The sequence below is a fragment of the Knoellia sp. p5-6-4 genome, assembly GCF_029222705.1.
Lineage (GTDB): Bacteria > Actinomycetota > Actinomycetes > Actinomycetales > Dermatophilaceae > Pedococcus_A.
This window is the reverse complement of the sequence record NZ_JARGZF010000001.1, coordinates 150,944-173,166: the sequence shown is the minus strand read 5'-3', so window position 1 is coordinate 173,166 and position 22,223 is coordinate 150,944. Positions and strand designations below refer to the sequence as shown.

25 protein-coding genes are annotated in these 22,223 nt (G+C 69.7%); 10 read left to right on the top strand and 15 right to left on the bottom strand.

Annotated elements, in window-relative coordinates; genetic code table 11:
- The first annotated feature begins 129 nt into the window (after positions 1–129).
- The 3 genes from P2F65_RS00870 to P2F65_RS00860 all read left to right on the top strand — a co-directional run bounded on the left by P2F65_RS00870 (position 130) and on the right by P2F65_RS00860 (position 4,102).
- The gene (locus P2F65_RS00870; RefSeq protein WP_275803227.1) at positions 130–2,895 is read left to right on the top strand and encodes a LuxR C-terminal-related transcriptional regulator; all 2,766 of its coding nucleotides are present in this window, start codon (positions 130–132) and stop codon (positions 2,893–2,895) included.
- Positions 2,896–3,067: 172 nt separating this feature from the next.
- Complete coding sequence (locus tag P2F65_RS00865) at positions 3,068–3,301, top strand: hypothetical protein (protein WP_275803225.1); 234 nt, start codon at positions 3,068–3,070, stop codon at positions 3,299–3,301.
- A gap of 48 nt (positions 3,302–3,349) precedes the next feature.
- The gene (locus P2F65_RS00860) at positions 3,350–4,102 is read left to right on the top strand and encodes a DUF4386 domain-containing protein (RefSeq protein WP_275803223.1); all 753 of its coding nucleotides are present in this window, start codon (positions 3,350–3,352) and stop codon (positions 4,100–4,102) included.
- Positions 4,103–4,531: 429 nt separating this feature from the next.
- Here the strand turns inward: P2F65_RS00860 and P2F65_RS00850 are convergent, their stop codons facing one another.
- Complete coding sequence (locus P2F65_RS00850; protein WP_275803221.1) at positions 4,532–5,242, bottom strand: alpha/beta fold hydrolase; 711 nt, start codon at positions 5,240–5,242, stop codon at positions 4,532–4,534.
- A 252-nt stretch (positions 5,243–5,494) separates the two neighbouring features.
- Between P2F65_RS00850 and P2F65_RS00845 the strand changes: the two genes are divergently transcribed.
- On the top strand, positions 5,495–6,040 hold the full coding sequence (locus P2F65_RS00845) for a DUF1697 domain-containing protein (protein ID WP_275803218.1): 546 nt from the start codon (positions 5,495–5,497) through the stop codon (positions 6,038–6,040).
- Between the two features lie 166 nt (positions 6,041–6,206).
- Here P2F65_RS00845 and P2F65_RS00840 read toward each other — a convergent pair whose 3' ends face one another.
- The 3 genes from P2F65_RS00840 to P2F65_RS00830 all read right to left on the bottom strand — a co-directional run bounded on the left by P2F65_RS00840 (position 6,207) and on the right by P2F65_RS00830 (position 7,781).
- Entirely contained in the window at positions 6,207–6,644 is a 438-nt protein-coding gene (locus tag P2F65_RS00840) for a VOC family protein (RefSeq protein ID WP_275807184.1), read from the bottom strand.
- Between the two features lie 184 nt (positions 6,645–6,828).
- Positions 6,829–7,188, bottom strand: coding sequence for a hypothetical protein (locus P2F65_RS00835; protein WP_275803216.1), 360 nt, complete (start codon positions 7,186–7,188; stop codon positions 6,829–6,831).
- Between the two features lie 323 nt (positions 7,189–7,511).
- The gene (locus P2F65_RS00830; protein WP_275803214.1) at positions 7,512–7,781 is read right to left on the bottom strand and encodes a hypothetical protein; all 270 of its coding nucleotides are present in this window, start codon (positions 7,779–7,781) and stop codon (positions 7,512–7,514) included.
- A gap of 311 nt (positions 7,782–8,092) precedes the next feature.
- Between P2F65_RS00830 and P2F65_RS00825 the strand changes: the two genes are divergently transcribed.
- Positions 8,093–8,785 (top strand): aspartate/glutamate racemase family protein, encoded by a 693-nt coding sequence (locus tag P2F65_RS00825; protein WP_275803212.1) that lies wholly within the window; start codon positions 8,093–8,095, stop codon positions 8,783–8,785.
- A 325-nt stretch (positions 8,786–9,110) separates the two neighbouring features.
- On the opposite strand, the gene P2F65_RS00820 is transcribed toward P2F65_RS00825, so the two are convergent.
- Genes P2F65_RS00820 through P2F65_RS00800 form a run of 5 tightly spaced genes read right to left on the bottom strand, consistent with a single transcriptional unit; the run spans position 9,111 to position 13,819 of the window.
- A complete protein-coding gene (locus P2F65_RS00820; protein WP_275803210.1) occupies positions 9,111–9,593 on the bottom strand; it encodes a hypothetical protein in 483 nt (160 codons plus the stop codon).
- Positions 9,590–11,464 carry a glycoside hydrolase family 15 protein gene (locus P2F65_RS00815; protein ID WP_275803208.1) on the bottom strand — a complete coding sequence of 625 codons (1,875 nt, stop codon included), beginning with the start codon at positions 11,462–11,464 and terminating at the stop codon, positions 9,590–9,592. Before P2F65_RS00815 ends, P2F65_RS00820 begins: the two co-directional genes overlap by 4 nt.
- Complete coding sequence (locus P2F65_RS00810) at positions 11,461–12,705, bottom strand: FAD-dependent oxidoreductase (RefSeq protein ID WP_275803206.1); 1,245 nt, start codon at positions 12,703–12,705, stop codon at positions 11,461–11,463. Before P2F65_RS00810 ends, P2F65_RS00815 begins: the two co-directional genes overlap by 4 nt.
- A 26-nt stretch (positions 12,706–12,731) precedes the next feature.
- Positions 12,732–13,373 (bottom strand): GTP cyclohydrolase I FolE, encoded by a 642-nt coding sequence (folE, locus tag P2F65_RS00805; RefSeq protein ID WP_275803205.1) that lies wholly within the window; start codon positions 13,371–13,373, stop codon positions 12,732–12,734.
- On the bottom strand, positions 13,370–13,819 hold the full coding sequence (locus P2F65_RS00800) for a hypothetical protein (protein ID WP_275803204.1): 450 nt from the start codon (positions 13,817–13,819) through the stop codon (positions 13,370–13,372). Before P2F65_RS00800 ends, folE begins: the two co-directional genes overlap by 4 nt.
- A gap of 164 nt (positions 13,820–13,983) precedes the next feature.
- Between P2F65_RS00800 and P2F65_RS00795 the strand changes: the two genes are divergently transcribed.
- Genes P2F65_RS00795 through P2F65_RS00785 form a run of 3 tightly spaced genes read left to right on the top strand, consistent with a single transcriptional unit; the run spans position 13,984 to position 15,166 of the window.
- Positions 13,984–14,217, top strand: a complete 234-nt coding sequence (locus tag P2F65_RS00795) for a hypothetical protein (RefSeq protein ID WP_275803203.1) — start codon at positions 13,984–13,986, stop codon at positions 14,215–14,217.
- A 29-nt stretch (positions 14,218–14,246) separates the two neighbouring features.
- Positions 14,247–14,933 (top strand): sigma-70 family RNA polymerase sigma factor, encoded by a 687-nt coding sequence (locus tag P2F65_RS00790; RefSeq protein WP_275803202.1) that lies wholly within the window; start codon positions 14,247–14,249, stop codon positions 14,931–14,933.
- Positions 14,930–15,166: a hypothetical protein gene (locus P2F65_RS00785; RefSeq protein ID WP_275803201.1), complete on the top strand. Its 237-nt coding sequence runs from the start codon at positions 14,930–14,932 to the stop codon at positions 15,164–15,166. Before P2F65_RS00790 ends, P2F65_RS00785 begins: the two co-directional genes overlap by 4 nt.
- A 90-nt stretch (positions 15,167–15,256) precedes the next feature.
- On the opposite strand, the gene P2F65_RS00780 is transcribed toward P2F65_RS00785, so the two are convergent.
- Positions 15,257–17,269 carry a methyltransferase domain-containing protein gene (locus P2F65_RS00780; protein WP_275803200.1) on the bottom strand — a complete coding sequence of 671 codons (2,013 nt, stop codon included), beginning with the start codon at positions 17,267–17,269 and terminating at the stop codon, positions 15,257–15,259.
- 321 nt (positions 17,270–17,590) lie between these two features.
- On the opposite strand from P2F65_RS00780, the gene P2F65_RS00775 reads away from it, so the two are divergent.
- Positions 17,591–17,953 carry a hypothetical protein gene (locus P2F65_RS00775; RefSeq protein ID WP_275803199.1) on the top strand — a complete coding sequence of 121 codons (363 nt, stop codon included), beginning with the start codon at positions 17,591–17,593 and terminating at the stop codon, positions 17,951–17,953.
- 310 nt (positions 17,954–18,263) lie between these two features.
- Here P2F65_RS00775 and P2F65_RS00770 read toward each other — a convergent pair whose 3' ends face one another.
- The 3 genes from P2F65_RS00770 to P2F65_RS00760 form a co-directional block, all read right to left on the bottom strand.
- The gene (locus P2F65_RS00770) at positions 18,264–18,836 is read right to left on the bottom strand and encodes a suppressor of fused domain protein (protein ID WP_275803198.1); all 573 of its coding nucleotides are present in this window, start codon (positions 18,834–18,836) and stop codon (positions 18,264–18,266) included.
- Between the two features lie 138 nt (positions 18,837–18,974).
- Complete coding sequence (locus P2F65_RS00765) at positions 18,975–19,394, bottom strand: GNAT family N-acetyltransferase (protein WP_275803197.1); 420 nt, start codon at positions 19,392–19,394, stop codon at positions 18,975–18,977.
- A gap of 164 nt (positions 19,395–19,558) precedes the next feature.
- Positions 19,559–19,909, bottom strand: a complete 351-nt coding sequence (locus P2F65_RS00760; protein WP_275803196.1) for a YciI family protein — start codon at positions 19,907–19,909, stop codon at positions 19,559–19,561.
- A gap of 23 nt (positions 19,910–19,932) precedes the next feature.
- On the opposite strand from P2F65_RS00760, the gene P2F65_RS00755 reads away from it, so the two are divergent.
- The gene (locus P2F65_RS00755; protein ID WP_275803195.1) at positions 19,933–20,490 is read left to right on the top strand and encodes a hypothetical protein; all 558 of its coding nucleotides are present in this window, start codon (positions 19,933–19,935) and stop codon (positions 20,488–20,490) included.
- A 70-nt stretch (positions 20,491–20,560) separates the two neighbouring features.
- Here the strand turns inward: P2F65_RS00755 and P2F65_RS00750 are convergent, their stop codons facing one another.
- Complete coding sequence (locus P2F65_RS00750) at positions 20,561–21,274, bottom strand: DUF4386 family protein (protein WP_275803194.1); 714 nt, start codon at positions 21,272–21,274, stop codon at positions 20,561–20,563.
- Between the two features lie 103 nt (positions 21,275–21,377).
- Positions 21,378–22,175, bottom strand: a complete 798-nt coding sequence (locus tag P2F65_RS00745) for a DUF4386 domain-containing protein (RefSeq protein ID WP_275803193.1) — start codon at positions 22,173–22,175, stop codon at positions 21,378–21,380.
- Positions 22,176–22,223 lie beyond the last annotated feature (48 nt).

Here is a 22,223-nt window from a genome sequence, read left to right as displayed (position 1 = left end):
ATCAGTAGGAGGAGCGCCGCGAGCGGAGGACCGGCCAGCCAGTGCATGCCGGGGTTCGGGGTGGGCAGACGCCGCCGGGGTCGCTCCTCTACGCTCCAACTGCACGGTTTGGACCGAAGGGAGCCGCCGATGGGTGACCTTCTCGTGGAGAACAAGCTGCTCGTTCCGCAGCCTCACCGGGACCTGGTCCCGCGCCGTCGCCTCACCAACATCGTCGACCGTGCCTCCACCTGTGCCCTGACCGTGGTGTCGGCCCCACCAGGTTTCGGAAAGACGACTCTTCTGGCACAGCTGGCAGCAGGCCTCGACGAGCAACCGGGAGGGCACGCGGTCGCCTGGGTGTCCCTCGACGAGCGTGACGGCGAACCACGCCGGTTCTGGTCCTACGTGTTGCACGCAGTGGAGCGGGCGAGCCCTGGCGCCGCCGCATCGGCACTGGATCTCCTGGACTCGGCGATCGGGACCCTCGAGGGTGTCATCGCCGCCCTGGTCAACGAGCTGAGCGTCCACCCTGGCGAAGTCACCCTCGTGCTCGATGACTTCCACCTCGTCGACGACCCCGCGATCAGCGACGACCTTGCCTTCCTGCTCGACCACCGACCGCCACAGCTCCATCTCGTCATCGGCACCCGTGCCGACCCCGCCCTCCCGTTGGCCCGACTTCGCGCACGGGGCGAGCTGGTCGAGGTGCGCGCCAAGGACCTGCGCTTCAGTGCTGACGAAGCAGGCACGTACCTCAACGGCATCCACGGCCTGGACCTGAGTACCGCAGACGTCGCGTCCCTCGAGGCCCGAACCGAGGGATGGATCGCCGCACTCCAGCTGGCGGCCGCCTCGCTGCGCGACCGCGACGACAAGACGGCCTTCATCTCCGGGTTCGCCGGCGACGACCGATTCGTCGTCGACTACCTCGCCGACGAGGTGCTCGACCGGCAACCTGCTGCGGTTCGCCGCTTCCTTCTCGAGACGTCGGTGCTTGAGCGCCTGAGCGGACCGCTCTGTGATGCGGTGACCGACCAAGAGGACGGAGGGTCGACGTTGGTCGCGCTGGAGCGGCAGAACCTGCTCATCGTGCCGCTGGACGACCGTCGCCACTGGTACCGGTACCACCACCTGTTCGCTGATGTGCTCCGCTCCCGGCTGCTCACCGAAACGTCCATCGACGTGAGCGCGTTGCACCGGCGCGCCAGCGCGTGGTTCGAGCAGGTGGGCGAGATGGATGCGGCGGTTCGGCACTCGGTGGCAGCCGGGGATCTGGTCCGGGCCGCCGACCTCGTCGAGATCGCCGCCCCGGCCCTCCGCCGGCAACGAAGCGAGGGCGTGATCCGGAGGTGGATCGACATCATCCCCGACGAGGTCGTGGAGAGGCGGCCGGTGCTGGCGGGGATCTTCATCGCGGCGTTGATGGCCGACAACGAGTTTGGTGGAGTGGGGAAGCGACTGGACGACCTGGAGGCGGTGCTGGCAGGGCCGACTGATGCCGTGGTGGTGCGCGACCGGGCGGAGGCTGAACGGCTCCCGGCACTGATCGCGACCCAGCGGGCGGGACTGGCGCTGGTCGCCGGTGACCTCGACCTCGCCATCTCCGACGCCGAGGGTGCCCTGGCCGTGGCAGGTACCGACGACCTGCTCACCCTGGCCGCCGCTCGTGCGCTGAAGGGCCTGGCGTCGTGGGCGGTTGGCGACCTGCGGTCCGCGTACGAGGCGTACACGGCCGCAGCCCACGACCTCGCGGCAGCCGGGCACGTCGCCGACGTCCTGGGGTGCACGGTGACCCTCGTGGACCTGGCCCTCACACTTGGCCGGCTCGGCGACGCCCAGCGCTTGGCGACCGAGGCCCTGGGCCTCGCCCGATCGGCGACCACCGGCGCGGTGGTGCGTGGGACGGCCGACATGTGGGTCGCCCTGGGCCGAGTCGCCTGGCAGTACGGCGATGCCGCCACCTCGGCTCGCCATCTAGACCGGGCGGCCGACCTGGGGGAAGGCGCCGGCCTGCCCCAGCAGCCCTACCGGTGGCGGGTTGCCATGGCGGACGTGCGGGCAGCGGTGGGCGACTGGAGTGGCGCCGACGCCCTTCTCGAGGAGGCGGGTCGCCTCTACGTCGGGGACTTTTCACCGAACGTGCGCCCGGTGGGCGCGACCCGCGCGCGGCTCTGGGTCCGTGCCGGTGACCTCGCCGCAGCGCGACGGTGGGCGAGGGAACGACGGCTGTCTCCGCGCGAGGACGTCACGTACGTTCGCGAGTACGAGCAGCTCACGCTTGCGCGGATCCTGCTCGCCGAGTACGCGTTGTCCCAGGACCACGTGACGATCGCCGACGCCCTGCATCTCCTCGGACGACTCCGAGAGGCCGCTGACGCCGGTGGGCGGATCGGTACGACCGTCGAGGTGGCCGTCCTGACGGCGCTGGCCCGCCACGTCGTGGGCGACCGGACCCAGGCGCTCGAGTCGCTGCACCTGGCCCTCGCCCTGGCTCATCCCGAAGCGTGGGTTCGGGTGATCGCCGACGATGCCGTGGGGCTGCACGGTCTCCTCGACGAGCTGGAGGACCTCGACGGCGACCCCCAGTTCCTGGCTGAAGTGCGTGCGGCCGCCGGTGGGTCGGCGTCCTCGGCGGGGGGACCTCTACGCGGCGGTCGGACCGACTCGCCGAGGACCAGGAAGGCAGGACCGGTGGACACCCCGGACCCACGGCCCTCGTACGTCGAGCCGCTCAGCGAGCGTGAGCTCGAGGTGATGCGGCTGCTCGGGTCCGACCTCGACGGGCCGGCCATCGCTCGCGAGCTCAGCGTCTCCTTGAGCACGGTCCGCACCCACACTCAGCACATCTACACCAAGCTCGGGGTCAACAATCGACGTGCAGCGGTGCGTCGCGCCCACCAGCTCGACCTCTGACGCTTCGCCTCGCGGGGGAGCCGCTGGAAGCTGGTCCCTGGCCCTCATCCACGAATCATCACCGCGCTCGTCACCTGTGATGACGCGCCCTCATCACCCTGACTCCTACGTTCCGGACATCAACCGGAGCCCACCAGACACCCGGTGGGCGGAAACGACGAGGGAGCGGTCAGTGGACCGGACCACCAGAGATCAGCCGGGCGGCTGGTACGAGATTCGCCTCGACGGTCGACTGGACCCTCGCTGGGCTTCGTGGTTCGAGGGCTTTGACCTCAACCCGGGCGAGGACGGCAGCACCGTGCTTCGCGGTCGCGTTCCGGACCAGGCGGCGCTGCACGGCGTCCTGCACAAGGTACGGGACATCGGTGTCCCGATCATCTCGGTCGCCCAGGTCGACTTCCCATGAGCTGCCAGCACAGCAGCCCACCCAACGCATGACGACAAGGAGAACCCCATGAGCACGCTCCAGAAAGCCCCCACCCTCCGACGTGGGCCGGTGCCCAGGAACTCGCTGAGGACCACCGCTTCCGTTGTCGGCTGGCTGTTCATCGTCACCTACATCACGTCGATCGCCTCGAAGCTCGCGTTCTACCCACCGCTCTTCGACGGCGACTACGTCACCGGCCCCGGGGAGGACACTCGAGTGCTCTGGGGGGCCGTCTCCGAGGCCGTGCTGATCATCGCGAACATCGGCACTGCCACCTACTTGTGGCCGGTCCTCAAACGACAGCACGAGAGCCTTGCGATGAGCTACGTGGCGGCGCGGATCATGGAGTCCGTCTTCATCGCAGTCGGCGTCCTCAGCGTGCTCACGGTCGTGACCCTGCGGCAGACGTACGCCGGCGGCGACGCGGGCGCGACCGCCGGCCTGAGCGTCACCGGCGACGCCTTCGTCACCCTCCAGGAGTGGACGTTCGGGCTCGGGCCCAGCTTCGTGGTCGGGGTCGGCAACGGCCTGATCCTCGGCTACCTGATGTACCGCTCCCGGCTGGTGCCGCGCAAGCTGGCCGCCCTGGGGCTGGTCGGGGGGCCGCTGATCATCCTGTCCGGTGCCGCCGCGATGGTCGGCGTCATCGAGCTCGACGGGACCTGGCAGATACTGGCAGCGGTCCCCGAGTTCTTCTGGGAGCTGGGCCTGGGGATCTACCTCGTCGTCAAGGGCTTCAAGCCGTCAGCGGTCACCGAAGGAATGGATGACGAGCGATGATCCGCGTCGAGGGCGTCACCAAGCGGTACGGCGCCTCGACGCCTCCGCCCAGAACGGTGGCCGCACAGGTCGCGAGATCCTCACGCTCGCACAGAAGACCATGGGCCTGCGGGCCGGTCGGGTCGACGAGATGCTCGACCTGGTGAGCCTGACCGAGGGGGAGGCCGGACGACGCGTCCGCGACGACTCGCTCGGCATGGGGCAGCGGTGGTCGCGGACGACTCGTCCTCATCGGCAAAGGCCGGATCTTGGCCCAGGGCACGAAGGGCGAGCTGCTCGCCTCCATCGGAAGGCAGTCACCTGTTGGAAGGGCAGCACAGACTCCGCGCGCTTCGCCCACGTACTACCTCGGCGGCTGCTTGGGACCTGGGCCGCGGCCGAGTCGTTGTGCCGACGTCTTCGTCCTCCAGGTGCTGACGAGGTAGGAGGTCAGTGGGAGGCGGCGATCAACAGCTCGGCGAGACGCGCGGGTTGCTCGCGGAAGATCCCGTGGTCCGCAGCGATCTCGACGATTTCGGCGCCCACCGACGCTGCCATCACCCGTTGGGCCTCCGGCGGCACCAGCGTATCGGCGGTCGTCAGGATGTAGGTGCAGCGGCGAGAAGCCGGTGGTTTCCCGCGCCACTTCTGGCGCAACGCAGCGATGCCCTGCGCGCGTTGCGTCCGTTCCAGGTAGATCCGTACCGCGTCCCGTTCGGCAGGCTCGGATGAGGCGACGTACATGTCGATGTTCAGGGCGCACAAACCAGGGCCGGCCCTTAGTACCAGTCCGTCGAAGGCGGCGATTCCTGCTTCCTCGCCGGCCTCGAACGGATCGCCGCCCACGAAGAGGTCGAGCACCGAGGAACCATCCCGCGGGATCCAAGCCGCGACGTAGACCACCGGCACGTCGGGGTGGTCGACGGCGACCATGGAGGCGGTGAAGCCCCCGAACGAGTAACCGACCAGCACGACCTCCGTCAAGTCATCGGGCAGGAGGGCGCGCACGGCGTCCGCGTACTCCTCCAGGGTCGCCCCAGCCTTCCCACACGGCAGATCAACGACGATCACGTCGTGGCCAGCCAAAGCCAACGGTTCGATGACCGGCTCCATGGTCAAGGGTGTATCCCAGGCTCCGGGGACGATGACGAACGTGGACACAAGCAGATCCTCCTCGGGCACGAAGCGGCGGTGACGGGCTCTGAGGTGAGGCTGCGTGCCCAGTCACCGCTGACGATCGCGACGATGTACCCATCATTGTTGATCTGGTTGAGCCTGGCCGGCCAGGGGCTGTCTTGTCGGATCGCGGCGGTGACCGCGTCCTGCCTGACGGTTGACCGACTGCTTGATTCCACAGTCCCGCTTGCGGTGCCCAAGGGAGCTGCAGAGGGCGGTTGACCTATGGTCGGCATCATGAAGCGCTACGTCGCACTTCTGCGCGGTATCGCCCCGAGCGGCGCGAACATGACGAATGACAAGCTGCGCGGGGTGTTCGAGGGGCTCGGGTTCACGGCGGTGGGGTCGGTGCTTGCGAGCGGCAACATCACGTTCCGCACGGCCGAAGCGGACGTGACCTCGCTCGAGACACGGATTGAGGAGGCGCTCGTCAGCAGTCTCCGTGTCAGCAGCCGAACGATCATCCGCGATTCCTCTGAACTGCGCTCGCTCGTGGACAGCGACCCCTTTCCCGGGTTGACGCATGATCGTCGGACCTACCTCACCGCAACGTTCCTCAAGGACGCTCAGCTATCCCCTGACGTCATGGCGGCGGAGCCAGTTCGGTCCACACGGGTTGTCCGATATGACCGCGCCGCTCGCGCCGTTCTAGCCGTCACTGACAACAGCGACCCTGGCGCAGCCTCTGGCTTCATGTCGTGGCTGGAGAGGTCCTGCGGCAAGGACATCACCACCCGTAGCTGGCTCACTGTTCAGCGAATCGTGAGGCAGCTGGAGAGCTGACTGGCCGAGCCCGCCCAGCGGCGAAGTGACGCCTCTTGCGCCAGCGGGCAGCGGTCGGGCTTCTTCGGACGTCCTCAGGCCGGCTGCCTTCATCGGAGGCGGGATCCGGGCGATCGGTAGCAGCGTTGCGCGGCGTGGCTGTCGAGGACCGACCCGTGGCCCCGGGTCAGCTCTTCTTCAGCGCTTCGGCGAGCATCACGAGGATGCCGCTGGGGCCGCGGACATAGGTGAGCTTGTACACATCCCCATAGGTCGCCACGGCGCGCAGCGGGCGGCACCCGTGTCTCGCGGCGATATCGAGGGCCTCGTCGATGTCGTCGACCGAGAACGCCACGCGGTGCATGCCGATCTCGTTGGGCCGGGTGGGTTCCGTCTCGATTGCTTCGGGGTGGATGTACTCGAAGAGCTCGAGGCGACCGTTGCCGTCTGGCGTCTGGAGCATGGCGATGTTGGCGTGGTTGCCGTCGAGGCCGACCGCGGTGTCGGTCCACTCTCCACTGACCGTGTCACGGCCGACGAGGGTGAGGCCGAGATCGGTGAAAAAGGCAATCGCCGCTTCGAGGTCGCGGACGGCGATCCCGACGTTCTCGAATTTGATGGGCATGGGTGGCACGCTACCGAGTCAGCACGATTCGCTCAGGCCGGCTGGCGGCCGGTTCCGGCTCAGTCGGGCAAGGCACCAGTTCGCAAAGTCCTGTCCCCGAGGCTCTGTCCATCTCTGTTGTCAGGCCTCGGAGCATGAGTTCCGCGCGGCAAATGAGCGACCTGCGCCGTCGGGAGATCGTGGTTCAGCCTGGTCCGTCGGGGTGCGCCGAATCGTAGGCACGGGAGATCTTCTTGGGCACGACCATGCGCCAGGCATCGACGACCAGCTCTCGGGCCTCGGTCGGCTCCATTGCGGCAAGGTCGGCGTGGACCCAGTTGAAGCGCAGGTCCGATGGTGACGGCATGTGGAACTTGTGCGGTTCGCTCTCGAGCAGCGCCTTGCGCTCCTCCTTGGGGAACGCGAAGCCCATGACGGTTTCGTCGAGGGAAAACGCCACGTAGACGACCTGCTTGACCCGGAACTTCACACGGCCGCGGACGCAGACCGGGTACGAGCGTTCCAACCCGGTGCCCAAGGGCAGAAGGTCGTCGAGCGCCGCCATGCTCAGTGCCCTTCGGCGGTGACGAAGGCACATCGACGTCCGGCACGCCGAGCCGTACCTGAAGTTCGCCCTGCTGGGGCCTTGTCCATCGGTCCTCCTAGGTCGGATGCCCACGCAACATCGACACCGCGCAGCCAGCCTGGCGGCCACGTGGCTCGTGTCACGGGGGGTGCCTCTCGCGTGCGCGTGATCGCTTGCCTGTTTGACGTCCACCACCCCGCGTGGTGCACGGTGGTGGTCTGCGTGAGCCGGAGGAACCGGTTCAAGTCCAGCCCGTCGCGGGGTCCGGTGAAGCCGCAGAGCGGCGTGTGAGATCGCAGAGTTCAGGACGCGACGAGGATTGCCATTGTCTCGGGGCGAACCGTGTCGTACTTCATCGCTTCAGCCAGTTCGTCCGAAGGCTGCTCCAGGCCAGCAAAGAGAACGTCGAGATCCGCGATGTCCATGACCAATCCGACCTTCGTCCGGTCCTGTGGGTTCACGAACGTCCGGATGTTGCTGGCGCCCAATGAGGGCAGGATCTCCTCACGCTTCGGCGATGAGAGCCAGCGGTCGGTGTCGGTGACTTCGTGGGTCACGATGATCGTCGGCATGACTCCTCCTTGGGCGATGTGTTCGAGATCGACACGCAGGCTCGGCAGAGTCTGGTGCGGCTCCATCGTTTCGCCGCCGCGTGTCGCCCGCCAGACCTCCAAGGACCAAAGACCATGACGTGACATGACTACGAGGCCGCGTGGCGCAACGCCTCATCATGGCAAGTCACCTTGGGTGCAACTGACGAACGGGGGCGCGGCCGGGTGCCCATGGAGGGACGCCGGGGGAGCCGGCTCGGCTGGACGTTCAGGGACGGCGCCGAGTTCATCGCAGAGCACCTGCGCTCCCGGCCCCGGGTTAGGGTGGCGTGATGCGGCTCCTGGGTGTGCTGGGTGGGATGAGCTGGACGAGCACGGCCGAGTACTACCGGCTGCTCAACCAGGGCGTCGCCACCCGGCTGGGTGGGCTGCACTCCGCCCGGCTGCTGCTCCACAGCGTGGACTTCGCGGCCGTGGCGGCGATGCAGCACGAGGGTGACTGGGCCGGCACCGCGGCGGTGCTCGTCGAGGCCGCCCAGGGCCTCGAGAGGGCGGGCGCCGAAGGTCTGCTCGTCGCGACCAACACCATGCACAAGGTGGCCGACGAGATCGAGGCCGCGACCGGCATACCGCTGCTGCACATCGCCGACGCCACCGCCGCCCGCCTGGTGGCAGACGGCCGGCGAACGGTGGGCCTGCTGGCCACCGCCTTCACCATGGAGCAGGCCTTCTACACGGACCGGCTGCGCCAGCACGGGCTGGAGGTCCTGGTGCCTGAGGCGGCCGACCGTGCGGACGTGCACCGGATCATCTACGACGAGCTGTGCCTCGACGTCATCCGTGACGAGTCCCGGGAGCGCTACCGGGAGGTCATGGATCGACTCGCCGAGCGCGGTGCCGAGGCGATCATCCTCGGGTGCACCGAGATCACGCTGCTCGTCGGCGCGAGCGACTCGCCCATGCCGCTCTACGACACCACCGCCATCCACGCCGAGGCGGCGGTGAGCTGGATGCTGGCGACGTAGTCGGCTGAGCGGCGCCGGTGCTGTACGCCATGTTGGAGGACGCGGGCGAGTTGCGCTGCCGCGCGTTCTGGCCGGTGACGTCGACGAAGGCATCCGCGAGACCATCGTCAACTGCTCGCTGGTCGTCGTGATCAGGGCGGTTGTGCCCTGGGGTCACGCCTGGCGGACGTTCGTCCACGGACGCGGCGAGCCATGGCGGTGACGGCGTTGCCGATGCTGGACACCAGCGCTCGGTGAGCCAACGCAGGGCGATTCGCGTAGGCCGCCAGGCTTGGGTCTCGCGGCCTGCGCTCCTGGTCGACTGAAACCAGCACCCTTGTCCGGGTCAGCCGGAACCAGTGACGAAAGCGGCGATGGTGATGCCGAACACCACATGGGCGAACAGTCCGACGCTCGCTGTCTGGGGACCGTAGTTGAGGCCGAGGAAGCCGGGTGGCTCGAGGAGGGACACCTCCGTCGCGTCGCTCATCTCGCTGCCCATCCGTGGGTGGACGAGGGGGAGGAGCACGTTGATGAGCACGGTGCCAGCGAACAGGCCGTGGCCGGCGCCGAACAGCGCACCGAGCCACCAGTCGTGCCGCTCGAGGGCGGTGAAGAGCAGGAGGTAGACCAGGGCGAAGAGCTGGCCGAACAGCAGGTGCAGCACGTAACCGAGCGCCTTCGCCGCGGTGCGGTCGTCGGTCACAGCGGTGCCGAGCAGGAACGGCAGGTCCATGCGGGTCAGGTGCAGCTCGGTTGCGGCGCGGAGCACCGAGGTGAGGACCACAGTCCCCACCAGCCCGCCGGCCACCGCCTGGAGGAGGTTCATGGGTGGTCGATCCCCTCCGAGGCCGCCATGGCGGCGCTGACCAGGGCCAGGTGGCTCAACCCTTGGGGAAGGTTGCCGAGGAAGTCCCCCGTCGCAGGGTCGATCTCCTCCGCCAGGAGCCCGACGTCGTTGGTCAGTCCGACGAGCCGGTCCATGAGGGCGGCCGCGTCGGCCACGCGCCCGGTGCGGGCCAGCGCCTCGACGAGCCAGAACGAGCAGGCGACGAACGCGCCCTCGTGGCCGGCCAGGCCGTCGTCTCCGGTGTAGCGCCGCAGCAGGTCGCCCCGCCCGAGGCGACCGCGAATGGTGTCGACGGTCCCGCGCCACCGGTCCGCGCGAGCCTCGCCGTACCCCGCCAGCAGTCCGAGCAGGACACCGGCGTCCAGCTCCTCACTCTCGGCTGACCTGGTGTAGCTGCCGAGGGTGGGGGAGTAGCAGCGCTGCTCGATGAATCGCCCGCACTCGACGGCGGCGAGGCGCCACTGCGCCTGCCGGGTGGTCGGGATGAGCCCACGGGCCGCCAGGCGGCAGGCCCGGTCGAGGGCAACCCAGCACAACATCTTCGAGTGCGTGAAGTGCCGAGGTGCACTGCGCACCTCCCAGATCCCGGCATCGCGCTCGGACCACTGGCGCGCGACGAGGTCGGCCACCTGTGCCAGTCGCCGGCCGATGTCGGGGTCGAGCTTCCCGCCGGCCTCGACGTGCAGCCAGGCGCAGTCGAGCAGCTCGCCGTAGGTGTCGAGCTGCTGTTGGGTCGCGGCGGCGTTGCCGACCCTCACCGGTCGGGAGTCGCGGTAGCCCCTCAACGGCAGCGCCCGCTCGCTGGCCCGCGGTCCGCCGTCCAGACGGTAGAGCGGCTGCAGTCGTGGATGCGTCAGCTGGGTGGCCTGCACGAGCCACCAGAAGTAGGCCTCGGCTTCGGCCGTGCAGCCCAGCCGCAGGAGAGTGCCCAGGGTGAGGGCGGCGTCGCGGACCCATGAGTAACGGTAGTCCCAGTTCCGCTCGCCGCCGACGAGCTCGGGCAGCGACGTCGTCGCCGCTGCCGCCACCGCGCCCGAGGGGCTGAAGACCAGCAGCTTCAGCGCCAGGGCACTGCGCAGCACGACCTCCCGCCACGGGCCGTCGTAGGTCAGTCTGCCGCACCAGCGGCGCCACCCCTCCAGGGTGCGGTCGAAGCGTTCGGCCAGGTCACCTGCCGACGGAATCACCAGCGGCTCACCGAATGCGCCGCACAGGGCCAGCACGCTGTGGGAGCCGGGCGTGGTGGTGAGCCGACCCCGGATGCGGCCGTCGGTGGCCGAGGGCACACCCGCGCCGAAGGAGATCACGGCGACGACGTCAGAGCCTGCGGTGGCGACCGGCACACCGGCCCGCTCGCCGAGGCGCACCCGGCGCTTCCCGAAGCCGAACTGCGGCCGCACCGACCAGGCCAGGTTAACGGTGCCCTCGCGTCCCTCGACGCGCCGCTGGAGCTCTCGCACCGGGCCCAGCCGGCTGCCGTTGAGCGTGAGCGCGTCGAGCACCCGGACCGATCCGGACTCGGTGCGAAAGACCGTTTCGAGCACGTTGGTGCCGGGCAGGTAGCGGCGCTGCACGGTGAAGGCCTCGACCGGGGCGAGGGTGAACGCGCCTCCTCGGTCGGGGTCGAGCAGGGCGAAGAGGCAGCCGTCGGAGTCGAGGTTGGGCCAGGCGAGCCAGTCGATCGAGCCATCCTCGGCGACGAGGGCGACGCTGCGGCCGTCGCCGAGCGCCGCGTAACCGCGCAGCGGCGCGAACCCGTCGGTCCTGCGCGGGCGCGTGGCTGGGACTGCTGTCGCACCGACACAGCCGGTGCCGCCTGCGTCGACGGCCGCCGGGTCACCACGCCTCATGACGCACCAGGAGGCTGCAGCTGCTCGAGGGGCACGTCGGTATCGGCCAGGAGCGAGGCGTCGACGACCGCACCAGAGCGGATGAGCGCCTGCACGGCGTCGACCTGCCCCCACTCGTTCACGCCCATGCCGGCTGCCACCGCTCCGTCACGCACCCAGAAGGCCATGAACCGGCCGGATTCCTCGTCTCCGCGGACGACCACCTCATGGGCTGCAGCAGGGTCGACCCACCCTGTGTACTCGAGCCCGAGGTCGTACTGGTCGCTGAAGAAGTAGGGGAGCCGGTCGTAGGGGGAGTCGACGCCGAGGATCGAGGCGGCCACCGTGTCGGGCTGGTGCAGGGCGTTGTCCCAGTGCTCCACGCGCAGCCGTCGGTGCAGGGTCGGGTGCCAGGCGTTGGCCACGTCTCCCGCCGCGTAGATGGCGGGAGCCGAGCTGCGCAGGCCCGCGTCGACCACCACACCGTTCGACACCTCGAGACCGCCCTGCAGGGCCAGCTCGGTGCGGGGCTCCGCCCCGATCCCGACGACCACGACGTCGGCGTCCAGGCTGCGGCCGTCGGCGAGCACCACGCCGGCCACCCGACCGCGGCCGCCCTGCCGGAGGGCGGTGACGTGCACCCCGCCGCGGACATCGACTCCGTGGTCGCGGTGGGCGCGAAGGAGCACGCCAGCCATCCGGGCGCCGAGCACGTGCTCCATCGGCACCGGTGCCTGCTCCAGCACCGTCACCTCCGCTCCGTGCGACGTTGCCGCGGCGGCGACCTCCAGACCGATCCAGCCACCCCCGATGACGACGGTCCGGGGACGGCGCCCCAACGCGGCATACAGGGCGGTGCTGTCCTCGACGGTGCGCAGGTGGTGGACACCTGCGAGGTCGGCACCGGGGAGGCGCAGCCGTCGTGACCCTGCGCCCGTGGTGAGCACCAGTGCGCGGTAACGAATCTCGGCCGTGCCGGCGACGGACAGCCGGCGCTCGCGCGGGTCGAAGCCGGTCACGGCGTGTCCCGTGACCAGCTCCACCTCGTGCTCGTCGTACCAGTCCTCGGCGTTGACGAGGATCTTCTCGCCGAGGGGACCGTCGATGAGGTGGCTCTTGGACAGCGCCGGCCGCTCGTAGGGCGGGTGGGGCTCCTCGCCCACCAGCACGACGTCTCCGTCGTAGCCACGGGCCCGCAACGCCTCGGCTGTCCTGGCGCCGGCGAGCCCCGCTCCGACGATCGCAACAGTGCTCCTGGACATCAGACCTCCTGTGGTGGTGCCGGGCCTCAGCGAGGGCCGTGGGTGAGCGCGAGGAACTCGGCGCGGGAGCGGGCGTCGGTGCGCAGCGAGCCGAGCAGGCTCGAGGTGATGGTGGTGGTGCCGGGGGCCTGCACCCCGCGCAGGGTCATGCAGAAGTGTTCGGCCTCGATGACGACGCCCACGCCGGTCGGCTGGAGGTGCTCCTGGAGCCAGCCCGCCACCTGGGTGGTCAGGCGCTCCTGCACCTGCGGGCGTCGCGAGAAGTGCTCCAGCACGCGTGCGAGCTTCGAGAGGCCGAGGATGCGCTCGCCCGGCAGGTAGCCGATGTGGGCGGTGCCCACGAAGGGCAGCATGTGGTGCTCGCAGAGCGACCGCATCGGTATGCCGCGTGCCACGATCAGCTCGTCGTAGCCCCCGTCGTTGGGGAAGGTGGTGAGCTCGAACGGCCTCGGGGTGAGCAGCTCGGACAGCGCACCGGCCATGCGCTCGGGCGTGCGCTGCAGCGACTCGCTCGTCAGGTCGATCCCGAGACCGCTCAGGAGCAGCCGGGCGCCGGAGGTGGCCGTCTCGGCTGCGGCGCCGGGTCGCCCACCGTGTGGTCGCGGCCCGGGTGCCACCCCACGCAGTGCCCGGCCACCGGAGCCGTGGGTCACTGGCTCCGCGCTCACGGCGCTGCCTTCCGCCGCCATGAGGCGTGCGCGGAGTCGTACCGAGTGCCGAGGCGCTGCAACGCGACTGCTGCTACCAGCAGGCCGACGTCACGCAGCGCGATGTCGTAGAACCTCTGCAACAGAAGCAGGTTGGCCACGATGCCGGCAAGCCAGGCAGCCACCACTGCGGCGCCGACGCGCGGACGGACCGCCACCAGAAGGCCCGCCGCGATCTCCACGAGCCCCACGGCATACATCGCCTGCTGTGGCGTGACGGGAAGCAGGTCGCTGATGCCCGGCGCGAGGTAGGTCTCCCAGTCGGTCAGCAGGTTGGTGAACTTGTCGGCTCCGAACACCACGGGCGCGACCACGAAGGTGCTGCGCAGCAGCACGTAGGCCTGGTGCGCGGGGTCGGTGCGCAGTCGAGCCCTTCCCGCCGGCTGGTCGGTGGATGTGGTCGCCATCATGGTCCTCCTCGGTCCAGGCGCGTCCTCCGCGGTGCGCGACCCGTGACGGGACGCCGAGCACGTGGGAGGCTGTCATCGTGTTAGAGCGCACGGCTCGCGTCGGTCTTACCGACCTCGCGGACTGCGGTAAGACATCGACCTCCGCGCGCAGCAGACAGGGCATGACGACGAACTTCTCTCCCGCCCGGCGTCCGTGCCTGGGCTCTGGTGCTGCGACCGACATCGTCGGTTGGCGACGGTGCCGCCTGCTGGAGTACGGCTTCCCGCCCGCTCTGGCCGACGAGCTGGCCCGACAGCGGGTCGACCTGCACGCTCTGCTCCAGCTGGTCGACCGTGGGTGCCCACCCGAGCTCGCGGCACGGATCCTCTCGCCACTGGAGGGGCTGCGCCGATGACGGTGGGCAGCGCAGGCTGCGGCGGGCGCGTGTCGACGGACCAGGGCCCGCGGACCCGACCGCACGAACCGCTGGACTGGATCGCGGCCCTGACGACCCCCGGGCCGGAGCAGACCGCAGCCCAGCGGCAGCTGCACGGTCTGATGGTTCGGGCTGCGGCGCACCAGGTGTGGCGGTTGCGCAACGCGCTGCCGGACCCGTCACCGGCCGCCGTCGACGAGATCGTCAACCAGGCCGCCGACGAGGCCATGACGAGCCTGCTCGGCAAGCTGCACACCTTCGAGGGGCGCAGCCGGTTCACGACGTGGGCCTTCAAGTTCGCGATCGTGCAGGCGGGCACCGACGTGCGGCGGCTGCAGTGGCAGCACCGGCAGGTGGAGCTGGGAGACCTCGACGTGCCCGCGACAGCCGGCGAGGGACCCGAGGAGCAGGCGGAGGCGACCGACCTGGCTCGGGCCGTCGCCGACGCGATGCGGCGCCGGCTCACCCCCTACCAGCGCCGCATCGCTGTGGCGCTGCTGGTCGAGCAGGTGCCGATCGACGTCCTCGCGGAACGCCTGGGCACCACGCGAGGCGCCCTCTACAAGACCGTGCACGACGTCAGGTCTCGCCTCCGCGACGAGCTGACCCTGACCGGACACCTCGACGCGGCGTCGTCCCCTGGCGGGGGCGCGCGACACCGCAGCACCCTCCGACCCGAGGCAGGGACCTCATGACCACCCCTTCGCCACGCCAGCTGACTCCCCGCGTCGTCGCCGACCTCCTGCTGGACACCACGCCATGGCTCTCCTGCGAGGAGTGCTTCGAGCGGCTGGACACCCACGTCGAGGCCGTGCTGGAGGGGGGTCCCCGCGACGTCGCCATGGAACGCCACCTGCTCGGCTGCCCTGCCTGCGCCGAGGAGGCCGCCTCGCTCACGGAGCTGCTGCAGCAGGACCCGGCCGACTGACCGCCGTTGAGAGGTCCCCCGTTCAGGCGGAGGTCGCCAACCAGGCCAGGACGTCCCTGATCCGCGCGAACGCATCACTCAGCCAGGCGCTCAGGTGCGGCGTGCGACGAGGTGTCGGTAGCCGGTGAGCAGGGCGAGTCCGTACAACAGGCCGACGACGACCAGCAGCGCATCGAACCCGAGGACCAGGGAGAGGTACTCCAGTGCCCCGCCGACCATCGCACCGAGCAGGTTGGCGCCGAACGCCGTTGTGGACGACGCCGTGTCCTTGAACCGGACCGCGAACACCAGGTTGGCCAGGAACACCGGGAGGAAGGCGATCGTCACTGCTGCAGCGAACCGGGGGGCGGGCGCCAGGTCGAGCAACGACTCCTGCGGGATCAGCCAGGCCGCCGCGAGGGCGGCGAGCAAGGCTGCGTACAACCACAACGGATGCCGGATGCGCACCCGCCGCGCGACTTCGATCGCGGCCAGCACGCTGACCAGCACCCCAGCGAACACCGCCGCGTTGACCGCCCACGTCGTGCCGAACAGCAACGCGAACTGCACCACGTTCTTGGTCTCGAGGAGAAGGAACGCTGCGCCCATGAAGAACAGGTCCACGTAGGGCACCATCTGGCGCAGCGGTCCCGCGGTGACCCTCACCAGGACCACCGACGCCAGCAGCACCAACCCGAGCATCCACAGGTAGAACGTGGGGACGGACCGGGTCCCGAGGTAGGGAAACGGCCGGTCGTCGACCGACGGCTCGAGGGCCGTGCCGCGTGGCGCCCAGGTCTGCGGGCAGCCCCCGGTGCCGGCGTCCTTGTGCAGCGACAGCACCGCCTGTTGGCGCGGCCCGTAGGCGGGTCCGAGCTGGACGCACGGCGCGACTCCGTACACCGTCTTGATCGTGTTGGCGTACCTGTCGAGGAGCCAGGGCTCGTAGTAGTTGTACATCGCGAAGGTGCCGTCCGACTTGAGCAGCGACCGGGCACGATCGAGCGCCTGCGTGGTGAACAGGTAGTTCTCCAGCCGCAACGCGGACTGCCCGGTGACGATGGTCGCCGAGTCGGGCAGTGCCAGCAGGATGAGGTCGTAACGGCGGTCGGTGCGCTCCATGAACGCCCGCCCGTCGTCGACGTGCACCGTGACCCTGGTGTCGGAGTAGGGCCGGTCGGGGTGCCGGTCCCGGCCGATCTCCACGAGAGCGGGGTCGATTTCGACGGCGTCGACGTGCCGGGCACCTTCGGCCAGTGCGACCGCGACGTCGTTGCCTGTGCCCGCGCCGACGACGAGCACGTCGTCGTGGGTGGTCGCGTAGGCGTACGGGTAGAGGTAGAAGGGAGAGCTGCGACGGATCTCCGCGACGGGCAGCGCGGTCTGCAACGGTGTGTTGTTGACCTCGACCCGCACGAGCCCGTCGGCGACGTCCTGGGTGTGGATCTTGTAGTAGGGCGACCACTGGAACGTCCCGGCGAACGACTCGACGCCGAGCACCAGCACCAGTGTCACGAGGCCGAGCACGGGCCAGGCCCGGAGCCGGCGACCCACCCGATCGCGCCCGTTCTTCCGAACGGGCGCTGCGGCCCACAGCCGCGGCCCGAGCAGGAGCCCGAGGACACTCGCCGAGACAAGTCCCCACGCCAGCGGCGGCATCCGCAGGAACGACACCACTGCGAAGGCGACGATTCCGCTGAGGCTGCCGAGCACGTCCAGTCGGTATGCCTCCAGCGCCGGGAACTGGGCGAAGGTGCGAGCCACCTCCTGCGCGAGCGCGACCATGACCGCGACGGTGAGAAGGAACACGATCGTGAGGCTGAGCGGGCGCGGCAGCGGCGGAGTGTCGAACAGGCCGACGAGCTCCCAGCGCCCGCCGCGTCCCGTGCCGGTCCGCACCGGGAAGAGCAGGACGAACCCGACGAGTGCTGCCAGCAGCATCGGCGCGGCTCGGAACAGCTCCTGAGGCGCCGACGCTCGCAGGAACCCGAGGCCGATGCCCAGGAAGCTGGCGAGCAGGACGAAGTTGGTGAGGTGGACGAGGTACAGGTTGTTCGACGACGTCCATCGGATGAGCGCCAGCTCCACGAAGAGCATGAGCGCGCTCGCCAGGACCAGGCGCACCCGAGGAGTGATGTACGCCGCGTCGTCAGGGCCCTCGTGTCCGTCTGTCGCCGTCGCCGTGCCTCTCTCTGAGTTCCCAAGAGGTGGTTGCCGCAACCTAGCAGTGCCATGATCGGTGCGCCCGCCGTCGGGGAGGTTCCGCACCGGGAGGGGTGCTCGGCCGTCGCGAGCTCGTGCCGCGACATCGGCGTCCTGCGGTCTCGGGCGTGCCACAATTGCGTGAAAAGACCGCACTGTGTGACGGTTCCGCCACATTGCGGGAAATCGGGGGATGGGGAGAAGCGTGGTCGTGACTCTTCCTGCCGGCTCGGCGGTGCAACCATGAGCGCGGACGACCCGGGTCGGGTTCGGGCCGAGATCGAGAAGGCCGACGTCGAGCAGGCCACGGTCCAGCACGCCGAGATCGAGCAGGCCAAGGCCATGGTGGCGCTGATCTTCGCGATCACTCCGTCGGAGGCCGTGGGCCTGCTCAGCCTGGCTGTGGACCAGCGGCGCTGGAGCCTGGCCGAGGTGGCTCGTGCCGTGCTCGAGCTCTCCCGCCAGCCACGCGGCGGTGACCTCGACCTGGTGCGCCACCGCTTCACCCTCCTCCTCTTCTCGCACATGGCTGTCGACGCGCTGGTCGAGCGTGCCGACGGCCACCGCCGTGCCGAGCGCGACAAAGCTGCCCTCCCCGAGCACTAGGGCTGCGGGGGTGAGCGGGGCCCTCCGCCCCAGCGTCACGGCCTACGGGAGCGCACTCCGCTGGACGTCGTCGTCATCGGGGCCGGTTGCCGGGCTCACGATGGGTCGGCACGTGAAGCGGAGGGGGCGTCGTTCACGATCCTCCCCGGCTGACCCGAGGGGGCACTCGCGGCGCACCCGCTTGGACTGGCTGCGCCCGTTCACCCCGGCATGCTCACCCTCGACGTCGTTGGTGACGAGATCGCCCAAGTCGAGGTTCTCGACCGTGAGCCAGTTGACCAACTCGGGGAGAGCAGCAGGTGCGAACGTGTCAGACGATGGCCGGGCGAGCTGGGTCAAAGGGGTCCCAGTCGAGCTGCCAGAACCGCTCGAGGCCTTCAGCTCGGATGAACAGGCGCTCGCTGTCGTGGATGGGGTACATGCCGGCGATGTTGACCACGTCTTGCGGGCCCGCGCCCTCAGGTGCGCCGAGAACGTTGAGGTAGTCGGCTCGCTCCATCACGGCAGGAGCGAATACGACAAACGCAGTCATCGTCGTATCGGTCGCGATGGGCTCGCCGAAGTCGATGGTGTCGCCGTACGCGAATGGGCAGTCGTGGACCAGGCTGCTGGCGAGGTGCCCGATGGCGTGACCCCACCGCTCGTCGTCAGACGCCATGCTGATGCAGAGCTCGGGCCGGCCGAGCCTCCACTCCTCGTGGTCGGCCGTGGACAGGCCGTAGGTGAGGCCGGTGAGCATGCCGGGCTCGGGTAAGTCGCGGTAGATGATGTTGGTGACCTTGTGCGGGCCGCCGGCCTGGCGATCGACCGGGTAGAACCGCGGCTCAACACCGCCGCTGAGGCGATCCAGATGCGCGAGGTACTGCTCAACCCGGGTCCCCATGCGGAGAGGTTATCCAGCCCGTCAGCGGTACGCAGTGCGGCCTGGGCCGTTGACACACACGCCCGCCCCTCACCGGTGAGCAGGGCATCGACGCGTGGACGCACATCGCCGGTCTGTGGCACCGCTCGGGCAGCGGCGTCAGGTGCGCAGCTCCATCCGGTGCTCCGGGGGCTCGTCGGCAGGCCAACCGTCAGGGATTCCTGTGTCGACGAACCCAGCCCGTTCGTACGACTTCCGCGCGCGGGGGTTGTCGCTGCGAACCATCAGGTAGGTCATCCTGCCCTGGCCAGCGGCCCACTCCGCGACCGCGCCGATGAGCTGACCGGCAACACCCGTGCCTCGAGCAGCCGGAGCCACCCACATCGACATCAGCTCAACCCATTCCTCTCCGACAGGCTGTCCACTGACGACACCCACCACCTGTGTGGCTTCCTGCGCCAGGAGAGTCAGCGGAACCTGAGTCAGGCGGGACTGCCAGCGCTCGGCGGGGGCATCGACCCAGTCGGCATGTCGTGAGCCGAAGGCCGCCGGAGACTCGGACAGCGACGCCAGCCGCACCGCCCGAAACCTCTCCCAGTCGGCAGGTCCGATCCGCGTTATGTCCACCCGCTGAAGTTAGCAAAGGACAGGATGGACGACCGGCGGCGATGGCAGCCGGGCGGGAGCGGCTGAGCGGTCAGGTGTCGCCGCCCGGGAGCCGATCCCCTTCCACGCCAAGGGCATCACACGTCGCGGGTCGACCGGGGGAACGTCGTCGGGGTGAAGTGGATGGCGCCGGCTGGCAGCATCCACGGCATGGCGACCAGCTCGAAGACGCCGGCTCGCACGGCCGGGTCCTCGCCCTTCAGCCGCAGCGCCTCCTCGGGGTCGCAACGCAGGATCGACAGGCCGCGGTAGTGCCGCCGACCGCCAGGCTCGCCGAGCGGGCCGGCAGCGAGCAGCACACCGCGGTCGTGCAGGTCGGCGAGGTGGCTGAGGTGCGCGTCCTGGAGCCGGTCGGCCTCGTCCTCCGAGAGCTGCGGCGGGTGCTCAGGGGTCACCAGCAGCACGACGGTGTAGCGGTCGAAGTCCATGCCGTCGATCGTATGCTCGTCCTGTGGCGATGCTGGCAACCAAGATCCATCCGCCGGCCCCGCGCCGCGACCTCGTCCCGCGGTCGCGCCTTGCGCAACGCCTGGGGCCGGGGGAGCGCCCACGACTGGTGCTCGTGTCGGCTCCGGCCGGGTTCGGCAAGACCACGCTGCTCTGCCAGTGGCTCGCCGAGGCCGACGACGACCCCCAGGTCGCGTGGCTCTCGCTCGACGCAACCGACAACGACCCGCGGCGGTTCCTCGAGAACGTCGTCGCCGCCCTGCAGGTGCAGGGCCGGCTCCCCGAGGCGGCCCAGCTCGTCGCCACGGGGGCCGAGGCGCCGGTCGAGGTGGTGTTGACCGCCGTGGTCAACGACCTCGACCTCGAGCCGGGCCGGACCCTGTTGGTGCTCGACGACTACCACGTCATCGAGGCGCCGGAGGTGCACCGCGCAGTGACCTTCGTGCTGGACCACCTGCCACCCGAAGCGGCGGTATGCCGTGTTGGCCACGGAGTGGCGGCCCGCCAGAGCATGATGACGGCGTCGCCGTCGTCGTGGACCGCCTCGAACCCCAGCCGCTAGTGGAGCCCGGGCACTGGGTTGGATCCCACTGCCGGGTCAGCCGTCGCCGGCTTGAGGAGGCCTTCGGCGGTCAGCCATGTTCCCCGAGGAGGGCGGCTGCCTGAGGGGAATCGACCGTGGCGCGAGGACGCCGCACCACCAGCAGGACGGCGAACACGATGGCCCAGACGCTCCACAGGACGTAGCCGACGAAGTTCGCGTTGTCGATGATGGGCAGGTCCAGCGGGGACAGGACTCCGGCGACGATGAGGATCGCCGAGACGGCGCCGAGGACGGTGAACCACAGACCAGCCAGGGTCCGGTGCAGGGCGACGAGGACGAGCAGTGTCCATGCGGCGGTGAAGATGTACCCCAAGGTTTCGCCGATGACGTTGCCCAAGATCAAGTGCGCCATCTCGAACGCGTCGCGACCGCTCGCCGCGGTGGCCGGGTCGGTGCTGGCAGCATCGGCGGCAAACCCGGGCACCAGCAGCGGCCAGCGGGAGAGGCCGATGACCTGGACCACGGCGGCGGCGATGCCAACCGGGACGGCCCAGCCCATGGCCCGGTGGGTGGACAGGCGGCCCACGCCTATCGCGATGGGCGCGAACAGGGCCGCGGAGACCGCCATCATGGCGAACCAGAAGGTGACCTGTCCCTGGTGGGCGCGAAAGCTCGCCAGGATGTCGACAGTGGACTCCTTCAGCACGTCGGGGTAGTTGAACACGGAACCGAGCACGGTGAAGGCTGCGTTGGTCAGGATGGCTGCTGCCATGAGAAGGACGGCGGTGAGCGTGCGGTTCATGAGGACTCCTCCGAGATGTGCGCCGCTGCGGACGCGGTCCGGACCCTGACTGCGTGAAACGGCAGCCACAGCCGGTCCTGCAGTGCCGGTGCGCCCCGGGTGGTCATGCCGTGACGGCAGTCTTGGGTGCGGCGTCGAACGACGGGTGGTCCGGCGCGAGCCGGTGGGCACGAACCAGCAACCAGACGGCGAGCAGGGACTCGCCGACGAAGGTCACCGTGGACACGGCAGGCAGTGACCCCGCGGACAGGACCGCGGCCATGGTGTCGAAGGCGTACCCGAGCCCGGCGACGACGAGCAGGATGCCGAGGAGCCTCGGCATCTCTCCGGAGCGGAGAACCAGGTAGCCGAGCAGGGCCAGGTGGACCCCGAACAGCAGCAGGCCCGCCATCCAGATGTCTGTGAACGTGTCGACCTTGGCCAGGGCCGTGGCGTCGACCTGGGCGGGGGTGAACGCCGCGGAGTCCCTGGTGCTCAACAGGTCGGGTATTCCTGCGAGCTGGGCGATGGCCACGAGGAAGACTGCGGCGTAGGCGAGCCTGAACCAGGCAGCGAGCCTCGCGAGGCCGGGGTGGACGGGGCGGAAGACTCCCACGAGTGCCCAGGCGACCAGGACGTCCAGGGCCGCCACGGCATACAGGCTGGCGACGCCGAAGCGGAAGGTGCCGTCGGAGGCCAGGATGTCCGCGGCCGTCCTGGTCGCGTCGCCGTCGGTCACCAGCCCTTGGAGGACGGCGATGTTGGCGAAGGCGGCCAGCGCTGCCAGCAGCAGGATGCCGCCACCGGCGACACGTGCGGCGAGGTGGCGTGAGCTCTTGGCCCCCCACCTTGGCGGCCGAAGGACTGCTGGCAGTGACGGGCCGTCGTGCCCGATGGGTGGTGGCGCGGTGGGGTTAGACATCGTGGTCCTGTCCCGGACGGTCGGGGCCAAGGCGCCGGCTCCCGGCGC